A 23,492-nucleotide genomic window follows, 5' to 3' on the forward strand; every position below is an offset into this window, starting at 1 on the left:
ATGAAAGATAGCGTTGTTAAACAAGAAAGAATTGTTAAAGCTGAATTCCCTTCTCAAACATTAGAGAACATAAACCGTGTGAATGATATTTCACAACAGATTCAGAACGTGAAGAATATCCCTCAGGCGTTGACACCCAGTGAATCATTCTGGTGTGAACGTCTTATTGCTTTGCAACCCCTTCAGTTACCTTTTGAAAGCGTCGGGAAACAGGCAGAACCCAAATGGGCAATGAGTTCCTGGCAGCCTTCATTGCTCAAAAACGGTGAGGAAGAGGCATGGCGGACGCTGTTACAAGCATTCGTCATTTATCTTGCTCGTTTGACTCAGCAGACTGAATTCCAGATTGGTTGGTGTGTGAATGAGGCAAAAGATAAACCGGATATGTTGACCGGTTTTTCGCCGGTGGTGCCGATGGTTGCTGAGGTGGCGTTTGATAAGCCTTGGTGCGCGGTAGCTGACTGGATTGATGACGAACTTGCTCAGTTGGCACAGCACCATACATTTAGTTGTGATCTCCTTTCTCATTCTCCTGTACTGCGTGCTATCCCTGAGTTAACAACAAGCCGACCGTGGCGGATTGCCGTCTCTGTGATACGGGATGACAGACTGTGTGATCAGGAGGTGCATGGTGAATTACTGACTCTCCAGATAAATGCTCAGGGTGGTTTTCGCTGGATCTATGATGTAAATCGTCTGAGCGCCGAAGTCGTTCAGCGAATGAGCGAACATTTACAGGTATTGATATCGTCGAAAGTAAAGGGGGATGAAACTCCTATCAGGCAGCTTAATTTGTTGCCTGAGACTGAGCGTTCGTTGTTACTGGAAACCTGGAATGCGACGGAAACCGCGTATCCTGACGCGTTATGTATTCATCAGTTGTTTGAACAACAGGCGGAGAAAACGCCTGATGCGATAGCGTTAGTGTATGAAGAACAAACCCTTAGTTATGCTGAGTTAAATGCTCGCGCCAACCGGCTGGCTCATCAGTTGATTGAATTGGGTGTCGGACCGGACCAGCGGGTGGCGATTTGTGTGTCACGTTCACCGGCAATGGTGGCGGCATTGTTGGCGGTGCTGAAAGCGGGTGGCGCTTATGTGCCGCTAGACCCGGTTTATACGGGTGAGCGTCTGGCACATATTCTGACTGATGCTACTCCGGCTATTTTACTGGCGGATAACACCGGATGTGATGTACTGGGAGAGGCGGTGTTGGCAGGATTGACGGTGCTTGATCCGAATATCCTGCCTGATAGACCGGACAGTAACCCACAAGTACCGGCATTGACCGCACAGCATTTGGCCTATGTGATTTACACCTCCGGCTCAACCGGCACGCCGAAAGGGGTGATGGTGGAACATCGTAATATCCAGCGTTTATTTGACGCGACTGAATCCTGGTATCACTTTAACCGGCAAGATGTTTGGTGCCTGTTCCATTCCATTGCGTTTGACTTCTCGGTGTGGGAATTATGGGGAGCTTTACGCTACGGCGCTAAACTGGTTTTGGTACCGCACGCGATCGCCCGTTCACCTCAAGAACTGCATCAATTCGTGTGTCAGCACGGTATCACGGTGTTGAATCAGACCCCCAGTGCTTTTAAAGCGTTTATTGCCAGTTATGTCGCCAATCCATTACCGGACTGCTTGCGTTATATCATTTTTGGCGGGGAAGCCCTCGATCCCATTATTCTGAAACCGTGGTATGCCCTGCGTGAAGAGAGATCACCTCAGTTGGTGAATATGTACGGCATCACGGAGACCACGGTTCACGTCACTTACCGGGAACTGGATCACCATGATGTGGCGCGGGTAGTAAGTCCTATTGGCACCCGTATTCCCGATTTAACACTCTATTTGTTAGATAAATATGGTCAGCCGGTGCCGTTGGGGGCGGAGGGTGAGTTATATGTTGGTGGTGCTGGTGTGGCCCGTGGTTACCTTAATCGCCCTGAATTGACCGCTGAACGTTTCCTTATCGATCCGTTTAGTGATAAACCCGATACACGCATGTACCGCACTGGGGATTTGGCTCGTTATCTGCCGGGTGGCGATTTGGAATTTATTGGTCGTAATGACCAGCAGGTGAAAATTCGTGGCTTCCGTATTGAACCGGGGGAAATCGAAGCCCGATTGATAGAATATCCTGCGGTAAGTGAATCTGTAGTACTGGCGATGGGGGACGGGCAGGACAAGCGTTTGGTTGCCTATGTGGTCGCGCGGGCTGATGATGAGTTAGTTAATAGTTTGCGTGAACATTTGCGTGTTCGGTTGCCTGACTACATGGTACCGTCGGCCTTTGTGCGTCTGGATGCTTTTCCGTTGACCCCGAACGGTAAGTTGGATCGCCGGGCGTTACCGGTGCCGGGAGTGGAAGCTTTTGCTCGTCAGGTTTATGAGGCGCCACAAGGTGAGATGGAAATTACGCTGGCTGCTATCTGGCGTGAGTTGCTGGGGATCGAGCAAATAAGTCGCCATGACAGTTTCTTTGCGTTAGGTGGTCATTCACTGCTTGGTGTGCAGATGATTGAACGTTTGCGTAGTTTGGGATTAACACTGGCCGCGCGTGACCTGTTCCAATTCCCTGTACTATCAGAATTGACCCAAACATTGGGGCGGCATCAGGCAGTGGTGGCGCCGTCGAACGTTATTACTACGGCGACGACGGAACTCACACCGGCGATGTTGCCGTTGATTGATCTGACTCAGACTGACATTGACCATATTGTTGAACAAGTACCGGGCGGGATCGCCAATATTCAGGATATCTATGCTCTGTCGCCCTTGCAGGACGGCATTTTGTTTCATCATCTGCTGGCAAAGGAAGGCGACCCCTATCAGTTGGCTTATCCGATGATTTTTGCTGACCGGGAATTGTTGGACCGCTATCTGGCCGCGGTACAACAAGTCATTAATCGCCATGATATCCTGCGGACCGCGTTTATCTGGCAGGGATTATCCGCACCGGCTCAGGTGGTTTGGCGTCAAGCGCCTTTATCAGTTACTGAACTGACATTGAACCCAGCTGATGGTCCAGCCGGTGAGCAATTGGCTCAACGTTTTGACCCGCGTCTGTATCGCTTTGAGCTAAGTCAGGCCCCGTTGTTGCGCTTTGCGGTGGCGCAGGAAACCGATGGTCGCTGGCATGTACTGCAATTACAGCACCACTTGATTGGCGACCGTACAACAATGGAAGTGATGAATCGGGAAGTGCTGGCGCACCTTGCTGGGCAGGAGGATAACTTGCCTGCGCCAGCATCTTTCCGCAATCTGGTGGCTCAAACTCAGCTAGGGGAAAGTCAACAAGAGCATACTCATTTCTTTACTGACATGTTGGCTAAGGTAGACGAACCGACGTTACCTTTCGGGCTGACGGAGGTATATCGTGATGGTTCGTTAGTGACGGGGGCGCACTGGATATTGCCCCCTGAGCTGAATGACCGTTTGCGTCGTCAGGCGAGACGTTTGGAGGTGAGTCTGGCGGCGTTGTGTCATTTGGCTTGGGCGCAAGTGTTATCACGTACCAGTGGTCAGGAGAAAGTCGTGTTCGGCACCGTACTATTTGGACGGATGCAGGCGGGAGAAGGGGCTGATAGCGGCATGGGGCCGTTTATCAATACTTTGCCATTGCGATTGGATATGGATGATACCTCAGTACGGGACAGTGTACGGACAGCACATAACCGGTTAGCTGAGTTGCTGGATCATGAACATGCCTCACTGGTGTTGGCTCAGCGTTGCAGTGGTGTGCAGCGGGGAGTGCCACTTTTTAGTTCTCTGTTCAATTACCGGCATAACACATTATCTGTGGCTTCAAGTGAAATCATCAATGGCATCGAATTCCTTGAGGAACAGGGGCAGACCAACTATCCGTTAGTGCTATCAATGGAGGATTTTGGTGATGCACTGGAGCTGATTGCTCAAATTGTTGAGCCGTTTGATTCAGAACGAGTGTGTGGCTATATGCAACGGGCGTTGGAAAGTCTGGTGGAGGCCCTTGAGCAGGCCCCGGAGACACCTGTACGGGCACTGAACATCCTGCCGGAGACAGAACGCACGCTGTTGCTAGAAACTTGGAATGCCACGGAAATTGCCTATCCTGATGAGTTATGTATTCATCAGTTGTTTGAACAACAGGTGGAGAAAACCCCGGACGCGACAGCGTTAGTGTATGAAAACCAGACTCTCAGTTATGCGGAACTGAATGCTTGTGCCAACCGGCTGGCTCATCAGTTAATTACTCTGGGTGTAGAGCCGGACCAGCGGGTGGCGATTTGTGTGTCGCGTTGTCCGGCAATGGTAGTGGGATTGCTGGCGGTGTTAAAAGCTGGTGGGGCTTATGTGCCGCTGGACCCGGTTTATTCTGGCGAGCGCCTGACGCATATTCTAATGGATGCCGCCCCGACTATTTTGTTGGCAGATAATATCGGACGTATAGCGTTGGGTGAGAAGGTACTGGCAGAACAGATTGTGCTTGACCCGAATACCTTATTCGACCAGCCAGACAGTAACCCGCAGATACCGGCATTAACTTCACAGCATTTGGCGTATGTGATTTACACTTCCGGTTCGACTGGTGTGCCGAAAGGAGTAATGGTTGAACATCAAGGATTAGTCAATCTTATCCGGGATAAAATCACCCAATTCGCTATTCACGCTAGTAGCCGGATGTTGCAGTTTGCTTCATTTGGTTTTGATGCCAGTGTCTGGGAAATCATGATGGCGTTGTGCGGAGGTGCTTCTTTGGATATTCCTGTTGATATCGTTCGTCAGGACCCGCACCGCCTTTGGTGTTATCTGGAGGAACAGGGGATAACGCACGCTTGTTTAACACCAGCCCTGCTTCGGGATGGTGCTGATTTACCGATGATAACGATAAAACCGACCTTGATACTGGGAGGTGAAGCCCCCAGTGTGGCGCTGCTCCGGGCATTGTGTGGTCGAGCAACGCTGTTCAACGCGTATGGACCAACAGAGATAACGGTTTGTGCCACGACCTGGCATTGTCCGTCAGACTACGCAGATTCAGAGGTGCCTATCGGGTGTCCAACGGCTAATACGCGGGTTTATCTGTTGGATGCTGATGGTCAGCCGGTGCCGTTGGGGGGCGTGGGTGAGCTGTATATTGGCGGTGCGGGTGTTGCCCGTGGCTACCTGAACCGTTCTGAGCTGACCGTTGAACGTTTTCTGGCGGATCCGTTTAGTGATACGCCGGATGCTCGGATGTACCGCACTGGCGATTTGGCGCGTTATTTGCCGGATGGCAATTTGTTGTTTGTCGGTCGTAATGATCAGCAGATTAAGATCCGGGGCTTCCGAATTGAGCCGGGGGAAATTGAAGCGCGGCTGATAGAACATCCGACGGTGCGAGAAGCCACAGTATTAGCGCTAGGTGATGGTCATGACAAGCGCCTGGTTGCCTATGTGGTGGCGCCAGAGGGTGACGGGCTGGCGAACAGTTTGCGTGCTCACCTGCAAACTATTTTGCCTGATTATATGGTGCCGACGGCCTTTGTGCAGTTGGATGCTTTTCCGTTAACTCCTAATGGTAAGTTGGATCGCCAGGCACTGCCAGCCCCGGGCAATGCAGCCTTTGCCCGTCAGGTTTATGCAGCACCCCAAGGAGAAATGGAGATGTTGCTGGCGGCAATTTGGCGTGAATTACTGGGGATTGAACAGGTCAGCCGGTATGACAGCTTTTTTGCCTTGGGTGGTCATTCATTGCTTGCGATACGAATGGTTGAACGCCTGCGTCATCTTAGGTTGACGTTGACGGTGCGTGACCTGTTTCAATCGCCGGTGCTAGCTGAACTGGCGCAAACACTGGGACAGCATCAGATTGTAGTCGTGCCGCCGAATGTGATTACGTCAGCGACGACGACACTCACTCCGGCGATGTTGCCGCTGATTAACCTGACCCAGCCTGAAATTGATCTTATCGTCGAACAAGTACCGGGCGGTATCGCCAATATTCAGGATATCTATGCATTGTCACCGTTGCAGGATGGTATTTTATTTCATCATTTGTTGGCAAACGAAGGTGATCCGTATTTATTGACGAGTCAAATGGCCTTTGCTGACCGGGTTCTGTTAGACCGTTATTTGGCGGCGGTGCAACAGGTAGTTGATCGGCACGATATCTTACGTACTGCTTTTATCTGGCAAGGACTGTCAGTTCCGGCGCAGGTGGTTTTGCGTCAGGCCACCTTGTCGGTGACTGAACTGGTATTAAACCCGGTTGATGGTCTGGTTAGCGACCAGTTAGCTCAGCGCTTTGATCCGCGTCATTATCGTCTCGATCTGAACGAAGCACCGTTATTGCGCTTTGTGGCGGCGCAAGAAACTGATGGCCGTTGGCTCCTGCTGCAACTGATGCATCACCTGATTGGCGACCATACCACGCTGGATGTGATGAATCGTGAAGTACAGGCGTACCTTGCAGGACAGGGGAACAGCCTGCCGGCGCCAGTCCCTTTCCGCAATCTGGTGGCTCAGGTTCGGCTAGGTATCAGTCAGGAAGAACACGCCCGTTTCTTTACCGATATGTTGGCTGGTGTGGATGAACCGACTCTGCCGTTTGGTTTGACGGAGGTGCATCGTGATGGCTCGCAGGTGACAGAATCGCACCGGATGCTGACGGCTGCTTTGAATGACCGTTTGCGCAGCCAGGCTCGACGTTTGGGTGTCAGTCTGGCCCCCCTGTGTCATTTGGCTTGGGCACAGGTATTGTCGCGTACCAGCGGACAGGAAAAAGTGGTGTTCGGCACTGTGCTGTTTGGGCGGATGCAGGCGGGAGACGGGGCTGACAGCGGCATGGGATTGTTTATCAATACGTTACCGTTGCGACTGGATATGGATGAGACCCCGGTGCGGGATAGTGTGCAGGCAGCACATACCCGATTGGCCGGATTATTAGCGCATGAGCATGCGTCATTGGCGCTGGCCCAGCGTTGCAGCGATGTGCAGGGTGAGATCCCCCTTTTTAATAGCCTGTTGAACTATCGGCATAGTGATTTACCGTCAACGTCGGATGAAATCATTAGCGGTATTGAGTTTCTTGGTGGACAAGAACGTACCAACTATCCGTTAGCGCTGTCGGTGGAGGATTTTGGTGAATCCCTGGGGCTGACTGCTCAGGCGGTACAACCATTTGATCCGGAAAGGATATGCGGCTATATGCAACAAGCGCTGGAAAGTTTGATCGAGGCTCTTGAACATGCTCCAGAAACACCGGTACGGGCAATGAATATTTTGCCAGAAGTAGAACGGGAACTGTTGCTGGAAACCTGGAATGTCACTGAAACTGAGTATCCTGACCAGTTATGTATTCATCAGTTGTTTGAACAGCAGGCGGAGAAAAATCCGGATGCCACGGCATTGGTGTATGAAAATCAGACTCTCAGTTATGCAGAACTGAATAGCTGTGCCAACCGGTTGGCTCACCAACTGATTGCGTTGGGCGTAGAGCCGGACCAGCGGGTGGCGATTTGTGTGTCACGTTCACCGGCAATGGTGGTGGGGTTGTTGGCAGTACTAAAAGCCGGTGGGGCCTATGTACCGTTGGACCCGGCTTATCCGGGCGAGCGCTTGGCGCATATTCTGATGGATGCCGCGCCAACTATTTTGCTGGCGGATAATGTCGGACGTACAACGTTGGGGGAGAAGGCGCTGGCAGACCTGATGGTAATCGATCCAAATACCCATTCTGACCAGTTGGATAGCAATCCACAGATACCGGAGTTGACTTCACGACACCTGGCCTATGTGATTTACACCTCGGGTTCGACCGGTACGCCAAAAGGGGTGATGGTGGAGCATCGTGGAGTGGTCAATCTGGCCTTGGCACAAATTATCCGGCTTAACATGCGAGTAACCAGCCGGATGTTGCAGTTCGCTTCATTTGGTTTTGATGCCAGTGTCTGGGAAATCATGATAGCGTTGAGTAGTGGGGCTAGCTTGGCGATCCCTGCCGATACAGTTCGTCAGGATCCTTACCATCTCTGGAGTTACTTAGAAGAACAGGCGGTGACGCACGCCTGTCTGACACCGGCCCTGCTTCGGGATGGTACTGACTTACCGGCGATAACGATAAAACCAACATTGGTACTGGCGGGTGAAGCGCCCAGTGTGGCGTTGCTTCAGGCTATGAGTGGCCGGGTAAATCTGTTCAATGCATATGGTCCGACAGAAATGACGGTATGTGCTACGACTTGGCATTGTCCGCCAGACTATACGGATACCGAGGTGTCTATCGGGCGCCCAATAGCTAACACACGGGTTTATCTGTTGGATGCTGATGGTCAGCCGGTGCCGCTGGGGGGAGTGGGTGAGTTGTATATTGGCGGCGCAGGTGTTGCCCGTGGCTATCTGAACCGTCCAGAATTGACTGCTGAACGTTTTCTGGCAGATCCGTTTAGTCATGCGTCAGATGCCCGGATGTATCGCACTGGAGATTTGGCCCGTTACCTGCCGGACGGTAATTTGGTGTTTGTCGGCCGTAATGACCAGCAGATTAAAATCCGTGGCTTCCGGATTGAACCGGGGGAGATTGAAGCCCGGCTAATGGAGCACCCGGCGGTGAGTGAAGCGTTGGTAGTGGCTTTGGATGAAGGGGCTGATAAACGGTTGGTAGCCTATGTGGCGGCGCCAACGGATGACGGACTGATTAACAGTTTACGTGCCCACTTGAGCGCGGTTTTGCCTGATTATATGGTACCGGCGGCTTTTGTCCGTTTGGATGCCTTTCCGTTAACCCCTAATGGTAAGTTGGATCGCCGGGGTTTACCGGCACCAAGTGAGGAAGCTTTTGCCCGTCAGATCTATGAAGCCCCGCAAGGGGAGACTGAAATTGCGTTGGCGGCTATTTGGCATGAAGTGCTGGGAATTGAACAGATCAGTCGGCATGATAATTTTTTTGCCTTGGGCGGCCATTCGCTGTTGGCGGTTCGGGTGATGAATCGGATAGCGGCTTTCGGTATCGAACTGCCGTTAACCACATTGTTTAAGTCGCCTTCTTTGAAAGCTTTTGCTGAGGCGGTGAATAACTGGAGGGGTGAACAGGGTTGTATATTACCCGCTATTGTGCCGATATCCCGTGAGGGGAAATTGCCGCTGTCATTTGCTCAACAGCGTTTGTGGTTCTTGGCGCAGTTTGAGGGCGCCAGTGATACCTACCATATTCCAGTCGCTCTGCATTTACGAGGTCAATTGAATATTGCTGCCTGGCAGCTGGCGCTTAACGCCTTGTTTGCCCGTCATGAAGCGTTACGCTCTGTCTTTGTCTCCGTTGACGGTCAGCCACAAGTACAACTGTTGGCTGTGGATAGTGGGTTACCGTTGTCTCAACATGATCTGCGAGGGCTCCCGGATGCCGAAGCGAGACTTGAACGTCTATGCGCCGGAGAGGCTTATACACCATTTGATCTCAGTAGTGGACCGCTCATCCGTGCCTCTCTCATCCGGCTCGCGGATGATGAATATCAGTTTCTGCTCACTCAGCATCACATTGTTTCCGATGGCTGGTCTGTCAATGTGCTGATACGCGAACTCAGCGCCCTCTATACGGCTTTTTCGGCAGCACAATCTGATCCGCTGCCCCCGCAGGCGATTCAATACCCGGATTACGCCGCGTGGCAGCGTCAGTGGTTGTCGGTTGAACGTGTCCAGGTTCAATCTGACTATTGGCGTACTATGTTGGCCGATGCGCCAGTTCTGCTGGATTTGCCGACAGATCGGCCACGTCCGTCTGAGCAGTCGTTTGTCGGGAATGTTGTGCCCATCAATCTGGATACGGAATTAACAAAATCTCTCAAACACCTGAGTGAGCAGCAGGGTGTCACGTTGTTCATGACGCTGTTGTCCGCCTGGGCTGTGGTCTTGTCGCGTTTGTCAGGCCAGCAAGATCTGGTTATTGGTACACCGAGTGCAGGCCGTCGTCGCCAGGAGGTGGAATCGCTGATCGGATTCTTTGTCAATACACTAGCCTTGCGCATGGATTTATCGGGTGAGCTGACCGTGACTGAGTTGCTGGCGCGTGTACGGCAAACCGCATTAGCAGCACAGGAGCATCAGGATTTGTCATTTGAACAGGTGGTGGAAATTGTACAACCGCCGCGTCGACTGGCGCATACGCCGCTGTTTCAGGTGATGTTTGCTTGGCAGAACAATGAGAACACAGAATGGCGATTGCCGGGGCTGGCTGTCTCACCTGTTGAGCCAGTTCTTGATAGGGTTAAGTTTGATCTCGAACTGGACATGTCTGAGGTGGATGACAGAATTGTGGGGACGCTGAGTTATGCCTCGGCCCTATTTGATCAACCGACCATTGAGCGGCAGGTAGGATATCTGCGCACCGTACTGCAAGCGATGGTTGTTAACCCTCAGCTACCGGTAGGTGAAATTGATATCCTTGCACCGGTGGAGCGCCAGCTGTTGCTGGAAACCTGGAACGCGACAGAAACCGCGTATCCTGACCCGTTATGCGTTCATCAATTGTTTGAACAACAGGTGGAGAAAACCCCTGACGCGACAGCGTTGGAGTATCAAGAGCAGACCCTCAGTTATGCCGAGTTGAATACCCGTGCCAACCGTCTGGCCTATCAGTTGATTGCGCTGGGCGTCGTACCCGACCAGCGGGTGGCGATTTGCGTGTCACGTTCACCGGCGATGGTGGTGGCGTTGTTGGCGGTGTTGAAAGCGGGTGGGGCTTATGTTCCGCTGGATCCAACCTATCCGGGCGAGCGTTTGACGCATATATTAAATGATGCTGCCCCGTTAGTGGTATTGGCTGATCAAGGCGGGCGAGCCGCATTGGGTGAGAAGATGCTTGCCGCGCTGACTGTGTTTGACCCGAATACGTTGCCGGATCAACCGGACAGCAACCCACAGGTATCTGCGTTGACGCCGCAGCATCTGGCTTATGTCATCTATACCTCTGGTTCGACCGGTATGCCGAAAGGGGTAATGGTGGAGCATCAAGCGGTTTATCAACGTCATCTGGGTTTTAATGAGACCTATGCGGTGACTGCGCAAGATCGGGTGTTGCAATTTGCTTCTTTTGCCTTTGATGCTTCGGTAGAAGAATTTTTCTCGTCATTGTGTAACGGCGCGACGTTGGTCATTCGTGATGATAGTTGGCTGGCTTCTGTACAGGGATTCATCACATTAACCCGGCAAAACCGTATCACGATGATGTCTCTGCCGACGTTATTCTGGTCTGAACTGGCGACCAGAAACGACACATTACCGCTGCCGGATTGCCTCAGGTTAGTCATTATTGGTGGTGAGGCGGTACAGAAGAGCGCAATTCAGGCGTGGTTTACCCAAGAAACCCATCGGCCGCGGCTGTTAAATACCTATGGCCCGACTGAAAATACCGTGATTGCAACCTGCAAGGAGATATTATCGCCGGCAGATGCTTGTTCTATAGGCCGGCCGGTTAAAAATACCTGTATTTACCTGCTGGACAGATATGGTCAACCTGTGCCGCTGGGCAGTATGGGTGAAATCTATATTGGCGGTGTTGGCGTGGCTCGCGGTTATCTAAACCGGCCGGCATTGAGTGTGGAACGTTTTATGCCGGACCCCTTCAGTGCACTGTCAGGTACCCGTATGTACCGTACCGGTGATTTGGCCCGCTATCTGCCGAATGGCAACCTGGAATTCCTTGGCCGTAACGACCAGCAAGTTAAAATCCGTGGTTTTCGTATTGAACCGGGGGAAATTGAAACCCGTCTGGCAGAGTACCCGGACGTGCGTGACGTTACGGTGTTGGCGCTGGGTGACGGGCAAGATAAGCGTTTGGTCGCTTATGTCGTGGCGCCAGCGGGTAAGGCGTTGGCTAACAGCCTGCGTACCCATCTGAGAGCCATTTTACCTGACTACATGGTGCCGTCGGCCTTTGTGCGTCTGGATATGTTGCCGTTGACCCCGAACGGTAAGTTGGATCGTCGGGCGCTACCGGTACCGGACGAAGAGGCGTTTGCTCGTCAGGTTTACGAAGCGCCGCAAGGCGAAACGGAAATGGCCCTAGCGACGATTTGGCGTGAATTACTGGGGATTGAACAGGTCAGCCGGTATGACAGCTTTTTTGCCTTGGGTGGTCACTCGCTGCTTGCGATACGGATGGTTGAGCGTCTGCGTAACCTTGGGCTGACGCTGGCTGTGCGTGATCTGTTCCAATCTCCAGTGCTGTCTGAACTGGCGCAAACACTGGGGCAGCGCCAGATTGTGATGGTACCGGTTAATGTCATTACACCGGAGACTACTGCAATCACCCCGGAAATGTTGCCGCTGATCGATCTGACTCAGGTTGAGATTGACCATATTGTTGAACAGGTGCCGGGCGGGATCGCTAATGTCCAGGATATCTATGCCTTGTCGCCATTGCAGGACGGTATTTTGTTCCATCATTTGTTGGAAAACGAAGGCGACCCGTATCTGGTGGTCAGTCAGATGGCCTTTGCTGAAAGGTCGCTGCTGGATCGTTATCTGGCCGCGGTTCAACAAGTGGTGGATCGCCATGACATCTTGCGTACGGCTTTTATCTGGCAGGGATTATCCGCACCGGCTCAGGTAGTCTGGCGTCAGGCCACTTTATCGGTGACTGAACTGACGTTGGAGCCATCTGACGGATCGATCAGCGGCCAGTTAACTCAACGTTTTAACCCACGTCATCATCGTCTTGACCTGAGTAAGGCGCCGTTATTGCGCTTTGTGGTGGCGCAGGATACCGATGGACGTTGGATCTTACTGCAACTACAGCATCACCTGATTGGCGATCATACCACGCTGGACGTGATGGATCGCGAAGTGCAAGCGTACCTTGCCGGACAAGGGAACCGCCTGCCGGCGCCGGCTCCTTTCCGCAATCTGGTAGCTCAGGTCCGGTTGGGGGTCAGTCAGGAAGAGCACGCCCGTTTCTTTACTGACATGTTAGCTGAGGTAGATGAACCGACATTGCCGTTTGGTTTGACGGAAGTGTATCGTGATGGTTCGCAGGTGACGGAATCACACCGGATGTTGACTGCTGGGCTGAATGACCGTCTGCGCAGTCAGGCGAGACGTCTGGGCGTTAGTCTGGCTGCGCTGTGTCATCTGGCCTGGGCACAGGTATTATCGCGTACCAGCGGTCAGGAGAAAGTGGTGTTTGGTACCGTACTGTTTGGGCGCATGGTAGCGGGGGAAGGCGCTGACAATGGCATGGGGCTGTTTATTAATACCCTGCCGTTGCGGTTGAATATCGATGAAACCCCGGTACGGGACAGCGTACAGGCAGCCCATATCCGACTCGCCGGACTATTGGAGCATGAGCACGCGTCACTGGCGCTGGCCCAGCGTTGCAGTGGGGTGCAGGGGGAGATCCCGCTCTTTAATAGCCTGTTGAACTATCGGCATAATACTTTGTCGGCAACGTCGGATGAAATCATCAGTGGTATTGAGTTTCTTGGCGGACAGGAACGGACCAACTATCCGTTTGTGCTGTCGGTGGAAGATTTTGGCGAATCCCTGGGGTTGACTGCTCAGGTGGTGCAGCCATTTGATCCGGAAAGTTTATGCGGTTATATGCAGCAGGCGCTGGAAAGTCTGGCGGCGGCCCTGGAGCAAACGCCGGAAATACCCGTTCGGGCATTGGAAATTCTGCCGGAAGCGGAGCGTACGTTGTTGTTAAAAACTTGGAACGCGACAGAAACCGCGTATCCTGACCAGTTGTGTATTCATCAGCTATTTGAACAACAGGTGGAGCAAACCCCGGATGCGATAGCGTTAGTGTATGAAGAGCAGACCTTCAGTTATGCCGAATTAAATATCCGCGCTAACCGGCTGGCTCATCAGCTTATTGCGCTGGGCGTAGAGCCGGATCAGCGAGTGGCGATTTGCGTGTCACGTTCGCCGGCAATGGTAGTGGGGGTGTTGGCAATACTGAAAGCCGGTGGCGCTTATGTGCCGTTGGACCCGGTTTATACCGGGGAGCGTTTGACACATATTATGACCGATGCTGCTCCGGCTATGGTGCTGGCGGATGATATCGGACGTGATGTGCTGGGCGAGAAAACGCTGGCCGCTTTGACTGTGCTTGACCCCAATACCTTGCCTGATCAGCCGGACAGTAACCCACAGATACCCGTGTTGACTTCCCGGCACTTGGCGTATGTGATTTACACCTCGGGTTCGACAGGGACACCGAAGGGGGTGATGGTTGAGCACCGTAATATCCTGCGTTTGTTTGAGGCGACTGAATCCTGGTATCACTTTAACCGGCAAGATGTTTGGTGCCTGTTCCATTCCATTGCGTTTGACTTTTCGGTATGGGAATTATGGGGAGCGTTACGCTATGGCGCTAAACTGGTTCTGGTCCCACACGAGATTGCCCGCTCCCCTCAAGAGCTGCATCAATTCGTGTGTCAGCACGGTATCACGGTGTTGAATCAGACGCCGAGCGCTTTCAAAGCCTTTATTGCCAGTTATGCCGCCAATCCATTACCGGACCAGTTGCGTTATATCATCTTTGGGGGAGAAGCCCTCGATCCGGGTATGTTGCGACCGTGGTATCGCCTGCGTGAAGAGACCTCACCAAGGCTGGTGAATATGTACGGTATCACGGAGACAACGGTTCATGTGACTTATCGGGAACTGAATTCGCATGATGTGGAGCAGATAACCAGTCCTATTGGTACGCGTATTCCGGATTTAACCCTCTATCTGTTGGATAAATACGGTCAGCCGGTGCCGTTAGGGGTAACCGGTGAGTTGTATGTTGGGGGCGGCGGTGTAGCACGGGGTTATCTGAATCGCCCTGAACTGACGGCGGAACGTTTCCTGGCTGATCCGTTTAGTGATCAACCGGGCGCCCGTATGTACCGTACCGGGGATTTAGCCCGCTACCTGTCGGATGGGAACCTGGAGTTTTTGGGCCGCAATGACCAGCAGGTTAAAATCCGCGGTTTCCGCATTGAACCGGGGGAAATTGAGACACGTCTGATAGAGCATTCGGCGGTGCGTGAGGCGGCTGTGCTGGCGCTGGGAGATGGGCAGGACAAACGTTTGGTTGCTTATGTGGTGGCGCCAGTAAACGACGGGTTGGTGAATAGTTTGCGTACTCACCTGAGTAAAATGTTACCTGACTATATGGTGCCGTCAGCTTTTGTGCGGCTGGACGCGTTCCCGTTAACGTCGAACGGTAAGCTGGATCGTCGGGCGCTACCGGCACCGGATAGTGAAGCCGTTGCCCGTCAGGTTTATGCGGCGCCCCTGGGGGAAACGGAAATAGCGCTGGCAGCGATTTGGTGTGAATTGCTGGGCATAGAACAGGTCAGTCGGCACGATAGCTTCTTCGCGCTGGGCGGCCATTCTCTGCTTGCTGTGCGGATGATTGAACGTCTGCGTCACCTGGGGCTGACACTGGCGGTGCGTGACCTGTTCCAGTCGCCGGTATTGTCAGATTTGGCGCAAACTCTGAGGCAGCAACTGGTTGTGGGGGTGCCATCGAATATGATTACGCCAGCGACGACGACAATCACGCCGGCGATGTTACCGCTGATTAACCTGACCCAGCCTGAAATTGATCTTATCATCGGACAGATCCCGGGCGGGGTTGCCAATATTCAGGATATTTATGCCTTGTCGCCGTTACAGGATGGCATTTTATTTCATCATCTATTGGCAAGCGAAGGTGACCCGTATCTGTTGATGGGTCAGATGGCCTTTGCTGACCGGACTCTGTTGGATCGTTATCTGGCGGCGGTACAACAGGTGGTTGATCGTCATGACATCTTGCGTACCGCCTTTATCTGGCAGGGATTGTCAGGCCCGGCACAGGTGGTTTTGCGTCAGGCCGCTTTGTCGGTGACTGAACTGGCATTAAACCCGGCTGACGGTCCGGTCAGTGACCAGTTAACCCGGCGCTTTGATCCGCGTCAGCATCGTCTCGACCTGAACGAAGCCCCGTTATTGCGCTTTGTGGCGGCGCAGGAAACCGATGGCCGTTGGATTTTGCTGCAATTGCAGCATCACCTGATTGGCGATCATACCACGCTGGATATAATGAATCGTGAAGTGCAGGTCTACCTTGCCGGACAAGGGAACCGCCTGTCGGTGCCTGTCCCTTTCCGTAATCTGGTGGCTCAGGCCCGGTTAGGTGTGAGTCAGGAGGAACACACCCGTTTCTTTACTGACATGTTAGCGGCGGTAGATGAACCGACCTTGCCGTTTGGTTTGACGGAGGTGCATCGTGATGGCTCGCAGGTGACGGAATCGCACCGGATGCTGACGGCTGCCTTAAATGACCGCCTGCGTAGTCAGGCCCGACATTTGGGTGTCAGTCTGGCAGCGCTGTGCCATTTGGCTTGGGCGCAGGTGTTGTCGCGTACCAGTGGACAGGAAAAAGTGGTGTTCGGCACCGTGCTGTTTGGACGAATGCAGGCCGGTGAAGGGGCAGACAATGGCATGGGGCTGTTTATCAATACCTTGCCGTTGCGATTAGATATCAATAATACCCCGGTACGGGACAGTGTGCAGGCAGCACATACCCGACTGGCCGGACTATTAGAACATGAACATGCTTCACTGGCGCTGGCCCAGCGTTGCAGTAGTGTGCAGGGTGAGATCCCCCTCTTTAATAGCTTGTTGAACTATCGGCATAATGCCTTGCCGGTAATGTCGGATGAATTCATCAGTGGTATTGAGTTTCTTAGCGGGCAGGAACGGACCAACTATTCATTAACGCTATCGATGGAGGATTTTGGTGAATCTCTGGGGCTGACGGTTCAGGCGGTACAACCGTTTGATCCGGAAAGAATATGCGGTTATATGCAACAGGCGCTGGAAAGTCTGGCAGAGGTGCTTGAACAAGCCCCTGAGACACCGGTACGGGCGCTAAACATTTTGCCAGAAATAGAACGGAAATTGTTGCTGGAGACTTGGAATGCCACTGAAACCGCGTATCTTGACCAATTATGTATTCATCAGTTGTTTGAACAACAGGTGGAGAAAAACCCAGATGCCACAGCATTAGTGTATGAAAATCAGACTCTCAGTTATGCGGAGTTGAATGCCTGTGCTAACCGGCTGGCTCATCAATTGATTGCACTAGGGGTAGAACCGGACCAACGGGTAGCGATTTGCGTGTCTCGTTCACCGGCGATGGTGGTGGGATTGTTGGCGGTACTAAAAGCCGGTGGAGCCTATGTACCGTTGGACCCGGCTTATCCGGGCGAGCGCCTGGCGCATATTCTGATGGATGCCGCGCCAGCTATTTTGTTGGTGGATGAGGTCGGACGTACAGCATTAGGTGAGAAAGTACTGGCAGAACAGACTGTGCTCGACCCGAATACTCTGTTTGACCAGCTAAGCAGTAACCCGCAGAGACCTACGCTGACCTCACAGCATTTGGCGTATGTAATTTACACCTCCGGCTCGACGGGAACGCCGAAAGGCGTCATGATCGAACATAGTGGGCTGGTCAATCTTATTCAGGAAAAAATCACCCAGTTTGATATTCATGCCGGTAGCCGGATGTTGCAGTTTGCCTCATTTAGTTTCGATGCCAGTGTCTGGGAAATCATGATGGCGTTGGGGAGTGGGGCTTGTCTGGATATTCCTATCGATACAGTTCGTCAGGACCCGCGCCGCCTCTGGTACTATCTGGAGGAACAATCGATAACTCACGCCTGCCTGACGCCGGCCCTGCTTCGGGATGGTGCTGATTTACCGGCGATAGCGATAAAACCGACTTTGATACTGGGAGGGGAAGCCCCCAGTGCAGCGCTGTTGGGGACATTATGTGGTCAGGCAACCCTGTTCAATGCGTATGGGCCGACAGAGATAACGGTTTGTGCCACGACTTGGCATTATCCGTCAGACTATATGGATACGGAAGTGCCTATTGGGCGTCCAACGGCTAACACGCAGATTTACTTGCTAGATGCTGATAGTCAGCCGGTGCCGTTGGGGTGCATAGGTGAGCTGTATATTGGCGGCGCGGGTGTTGCACGTGGTTATCTGAACCGCCCTGAACTGACTGCTGAGCGTTTCCTTATCGACCCGTTTAGTGATGTGCCGAATGCCCGCATGTACCGCGCCGGAGATTTGGCTCGCTACCTGCCGGACGGCAATTTGGTGTTCGTTGGCCGTAGTGACCAACAGATTAAAATCCGGGGCTTCCGGATTGAACCGGGGGAAATCGAAGCTCGGCTAACAGAGCACCCGGTGGTGAGGGAAGCGCTGGTACTGGCGTTAGGCGACGGACAGAATAAACGGCTGGTTGCCTATGTGGCGGCGTCAGCGGATGACGGGTTGGTTAACCGTTTACGTGCCCACTTGAGCGCAGTTTTGCCTGATTATATGGTACCGGCGGCTTTTGTCCGTTTGGATGCCTTTCCGTTAACCCCTAATGGTAAGTTGGATCGCCGGGGTTTACCGGCGCCAAGTGAGGAAGCCTTTGCCCGTCAAATCTATGAAGCCCCGCAAGGGGAGGCTGAAATTGCGCTGGCGGCTATCTGGCGTGAAATACTGGGAATTGAACAGATCAGCCGGCATGATAATTTCTTTGCGCTGGGCGGCCATTCGTTGTTGGCGGTACGGGTAATGAACCGTGTAGCGGCTTTAGGTATCGAATTGCCGCTGACCACGTTGTTTAAATCCCCTTCTCTGGCTGCCTTTGCTGAGGAGATCAGCGCCCGGCTTGATAAACAAGGCGGGACATTGCCTGCGATTATGTCGATATCCCGCGAGGGTATGTTGCCGCTGTCATTTGCTCAACAACGTTTGTGGTTCCTCGCTCAATTTAATGGCGTTAGTGATACCTATCATATCCCGGTTGCTCTGCATTTACGTGGTCAGTTGGATATTGCTGCTTGGCAGCAGGCGCTTAACGCCTTGTTTGCCCGTCATGAAGCGTTACGTTCCGTCTTCGTCTCCGTTAACGGTCAGCCACAAGTGCAACTGTTGGGGCCAGACGGCGGTTTGCCGTTGTCTCAACATGATCTGCGTGGTATCCCGAATGTTGAAACGGTACTTGAACGTTTAAGTACAGAGGAGGCTTATACGCCATTTGATCTCAATAGTGGACCGCTCATCCGCGCCTCTCTCATCCGGCTTATGGATGATGAATATCAGTTTTTGTTCACCCAACATCACATTATTTCCGATGGCTGGTCTGTCAATGTGCTGATACGTGAACTGAGCGCACTCTATACGGCTTTTCTGGCGAAACAATCTGATCCGTTGCCCCCGTTAGTGATTCAATATCCTGATTATGCAGCCTGGCAGCGTCAGTGGCTATCGGCTGAACGTGTCCAGGTTCAATCTGATTATTGGCGTACCATGTTGGCTGATGCGCCGGTACTGCTGGATCTGCCTGCTGACCGGCCACGTCCGTCTGAACAGTCGTTTGCCGGGAATATTGTGCCCATCAAGCTGGATGCGGAATTGACGACATCTCTCAAACGTCTGAGTGAACAGCACGGTGTCACGTTATTTATGACACTGTTGTCAGCTTGGGCGATGGTCCTGTCGCGTTTATCCGGTCAGGAGGATTTGGTTATTGGTACACCGAGTGCAGGCCGCAGTCGCCAGGAAGTGGAATCCCTGATCGGCTTCTTTGTCAATACGCTGGCCTTACGCATTGACTTATCGGGTGAACTGACCGTGACGGAGTTGCTGGCGCGTGTGCGGCAAACTGCACTGGCGGCACAGGAGCACCAGGATTTACCGTTTGAGCAGGTGGTGGAGATTGTGCAACCACCACGCCAATTGGCGCATACCCCGCTATTCCAGGTGATGTTTGCCTGGCAGAACAATGAGAACACAGAATGGCAATTACCGGGGCTGGTAGTCTCACCGGCTGATCAAGACTTTGATGTTGTCAAATTTGATCTCGAACTAAACCTGTCTGAGGAAGAGGGCCGGATTGTAGGTGGTTTGAGTTATGCCACCGCCCTGTTTGATCAATCGACAATCGAACGACACGCAGGATATTTACACTCGGTACTACAAGCGATGGTGACTCACTCTCAACAGCGGGTCGGGGAAATTGATATTTTGGCCCCGGTGGAGCGCAGGTTATTGCTGGAAACTTGGAATGCGACTGAAACAGCTTATCCTGACGCGTTGTGTATCCATCAGTTATTTGAACAACAGGCAGAGAAAAACCCGGATGCTATAGCGCTGGTGCATGAAGACCAGACTCTCAGCTATGCCGAACTGAATGCCCGCGCCAACCGGCTGGCCCATCAACTGATTGCGCTGGGGGTAGAACCCGACCAGCGGGTGGCGATTTGTGTGGCACGTTCACCGGCGATGGTGGTGGGATTGCTGGCGGTAATGAAAGCGGGGGGCGCTTATGTGCCACTGGACCCAGCCTATTCTGGTGAACGTCTGACGCATATTCTGATTGATGCCGCGCCGGTTATCTTGTTGGCGGATAATGCTGGATGTGTCGCGCTGGGTGAGAAAGTTTCGAGACTGACGGTACTTGATCCGAATTCACTACCGGACCAGCCGGGCAGTAACCCACAGGTACCTGCATTGACCGCACGGCATCTGGCGTATGTGATTTACACCTCTGGCTCGACCGGCACGCCGAAAGGGGTGATGGTGGAGCATCGTGGGTTGGTCAATCTTATCGGGGATAAAATTACCCAGTTCGATATTCGTGCCGGTAGCCGGATGTTGCAGTTTGCTTCATTTGGCTTTGATGCCAGTGTCTGGGAAATCATGATGGCGCTGTGCGGTGGTGCGGCTTTAGACATTCCCGTCGATACGGTTCGTCAGGATTTGCGTCGTCTTTGGCATTATTTGGAGGAACAAGCGGTGACACATGCTTGCCTGACTCCGGCTTTGTTGCGTGATGGGACTGATTTGCCAGTGATAACGATAAAACCGACATTGATACTCGGTGGTGAAGCCCCCAGTGCGGCTTTACTTCAGGCACTGAGCAGTCAGGCAACGCTGTTCAATGCTTATGGTCCGACGGAAATCACCGTTTGCGCCACGACTTGGCATTGTCCGTCAGGCTATGCAGATACAGGGGTTCCTATCGGGCGCCGACAGCCAACACACGGGTTTATCTGCTGGATGCTTATGGTCAGCCGGTGCCTTTGGGAGCTATCGGTGAGCTATATATTGGCGGTGCGGGTGTGACGCGGGGTTATCTGAACCGCCCTGAACTGACGGCGGAACGTTTTCTGACAGATCCGTTTAGCGATGTTCCGGAGGCGCGAATGTACCGTACCGGGGATTTGGCCCGTTATCTGCCGGATGGCAATCTGGTGTTCGTTGGCCGTAATGACCAGCAGGTTAAAATCCGGGGCTTCCGGATTGAACCGGGGGAAATCGAGGCACGTTTGACTGAACATCCAGCGGTGAGTGAAGCGCAGGTACTGGCGTTAGGTGATGGGCTGGACAAGCATCTGGTCGCTTATGTGGTGGCGGAGGTGGATGACCGATTAGCTGTCAATCTGCGTGCCTATCTGAGCACACAATTGCCTGATTATATGGTACCAACGGCCTTTGTGCGTCTGGATGCGTTTCCACTGACCCAGAACGGTAAACTGGATCGCCGGGCGTTGCCGGCACCGGATGGTGAAGCTTTTGCCCGTCAGATCTATGTAGCGCCGCAAGGGGCGACAGAAACCGCGTTGGCGGCCATTTGGCGTGAGTTGTTGGGGATTGAACAGATCAGCCGGCACGATAGCTTCTTTGCACTGGGCGGTCATTCTCTGCTGGCGGTACAGATGATTGAACGCCTGCGTAACCTGGGGCTAACGCTGGCGGTGCGTGACTTGTTCCACTTGCCAGTGTTGTCTGAGCTGGCGCAAACACTGGGGCGTCACCAGGCTGTAGTGATACCACCGAATGTCATTACGCCAGCAACGACAACACTCACACCGGAGATGTTGCCGCTGATTGATCTGACCCAGCCTGAAATTGACTTCATTGTCGGACAGGTGCCGGGTGGGATCGCCAATATTCAGGATATCTATGCCCTGTCGCCATTGCAGGATGGTATTTTGTTCCACCATTTGCTGGCGGATCAGGGCGACCCGTATCTGCTGATTGAGCAGATGATTTTTACTGACAGGTCTCTGTTGAACCGTTATTTGGCTGCGGTTCAACAGGTGGTTGATCGCCATGACATCTTGCGTACCGCCTTTATCTGGCAGGGATTATCTGCGCCGGTTCAAGTGGTTTTACGTCGGGCAGCTTTATCAATGACTGAACTGACCTTAGATCCGACTGATGGACTTATTAGCGACCAGTTAGCTGAACGTTTTGATCCACGCCGGCATCGTATTGACCTGAATCAGGCACCGTTATTGCGTTTTGTGGTGGCGCAGGATACCGATGGCCGCTGGAACGTACTGCAACTGTTGCATCACCTGATTGGTGACCATACCACGCTGGACGTGATGAGCCGTGAAGTGCAGGCGTATCTTGCTGGTCAGGAAGAGAGCCTGCCTGCGCCGACACCTTTCCGCCATCTGGTAGCGCAGGCCCGTCTGGGGGTCAGTCAGGCAGAACATACCCGCTTCTTTACTGACATGTTAGCTGAGGTAGATGAACCGACCCTGCCATTTGGGCTGGCGGAGGTGCATCGTGATGGCTTGCAGGTGACGCAATCGCATCGTATGTTGACAACTGAGTTGAATGATCGTCTGCGCAGCCAGGCCCGATGTTTGGGTGTGAGCCTGGCATCACTGTGTCATCTCGCCTGGGCGCAAGTATTATCGCGTACCAGCGGTCAGGAGAAAGTGGTGTTCGGCACCGTGCTGTTTGGACGGATGCAGGCAGGTGAAGGCGCCGACAATGGCATGGGGCTGTTTATTAATACCTTGCCGTTGCGGCTGGATATCGATGAGACCCCGGTACGGGACAGCGTACAGGCAGCACATACCCGACTCGCCGGACTATTGGAGCATGAACACGCATCACTGGCGCTGGTCCAGCGTTGCAGTGGGGTGCAGGGGGAGATCCCGCTCTTTAATAGCCTGTTGAACTATCGGCATAATACTTTGTCGGCAACGTCGGATGAAATCATTAGTGGTATTGAGTTTCTTGGCGGGCAGGAACGGACTAATTATCCGTTTGTGCTGTCGGTGGAAGATTTTGGCGAATCCCTGGGGTTGACTGCTCAGGTGGTGCAGCCATTTGATCCGGAAAACTTATGTGGTTATATGCAGCAGGCGCTGGAAAGTCTGGTGGCGGCCCTGGAGCAAACGCCGGAAATCCCTGTTCGGGCATTGGAAATCTTGCCGGAAGCGGAGCGTACCTTGTTGTTAAAAACCTGGAACGCGACAGAAACCGCATATCCTGACCAGTTATGCGTTCATCAATTGTTTGAACAACAGGTGGAGAAAACCCCTGATACGACAGCGTTAGAGTATCAAGAGCAAACCCTCAGTTATGCTGAGTTGAATACCCGTGCTAACTGTTTGGCCCATCAGCTGATTACGCTGGGCGTCGTACCGGACCAGCGGGTGGCGATTTGCGTGTCG

General features: G+C 53.0%; 2 protein-coding genes (1 of these 2 running past the window's edge). Both read left to right on the top strand.

Annotated elements, in window-relative coordinates; translation table 11 throughout:
- Positions 1–21,138, top strand: coding sequence for a non-ribosomal peptide synthase/polyketide synthase (locus C6H66_RS22295; protein WP_219847638.1), 21,138 nt, complete (start codon positions 1–3; stop codon positions 21,136–21,138).
- On the top strand, positions 21,090–23,492 hold the start of the coding sequence (locus C6H66_RS26175) for an amino acid adenylation domain-containing protein (RefSeq protein WP_422615630.1). 5,574 nt of this gene lie beyond the right edge of the window; the window shows 2,403 of its 7,977 coding nt (coding positions 1–2,403); its start codon is at positions 21,090–21,092; the stop codon falls past the right edge of the window. The genes C6H66_RS22295 and C6H66_RS26175 overlap by 49 nt, the downstream gene beginning before the upstream one ends.

Source organism: Photorhabdus hindustanensis (assembly GCF_002968995.1).
GTDB classification, from domain to species: Bacteria; Pseudomonadota; Gammaproteobacteria; order Enterobacterales; family Enterobacteriaceae; genus Photorhabdus; species Photorhabdus akhurstii.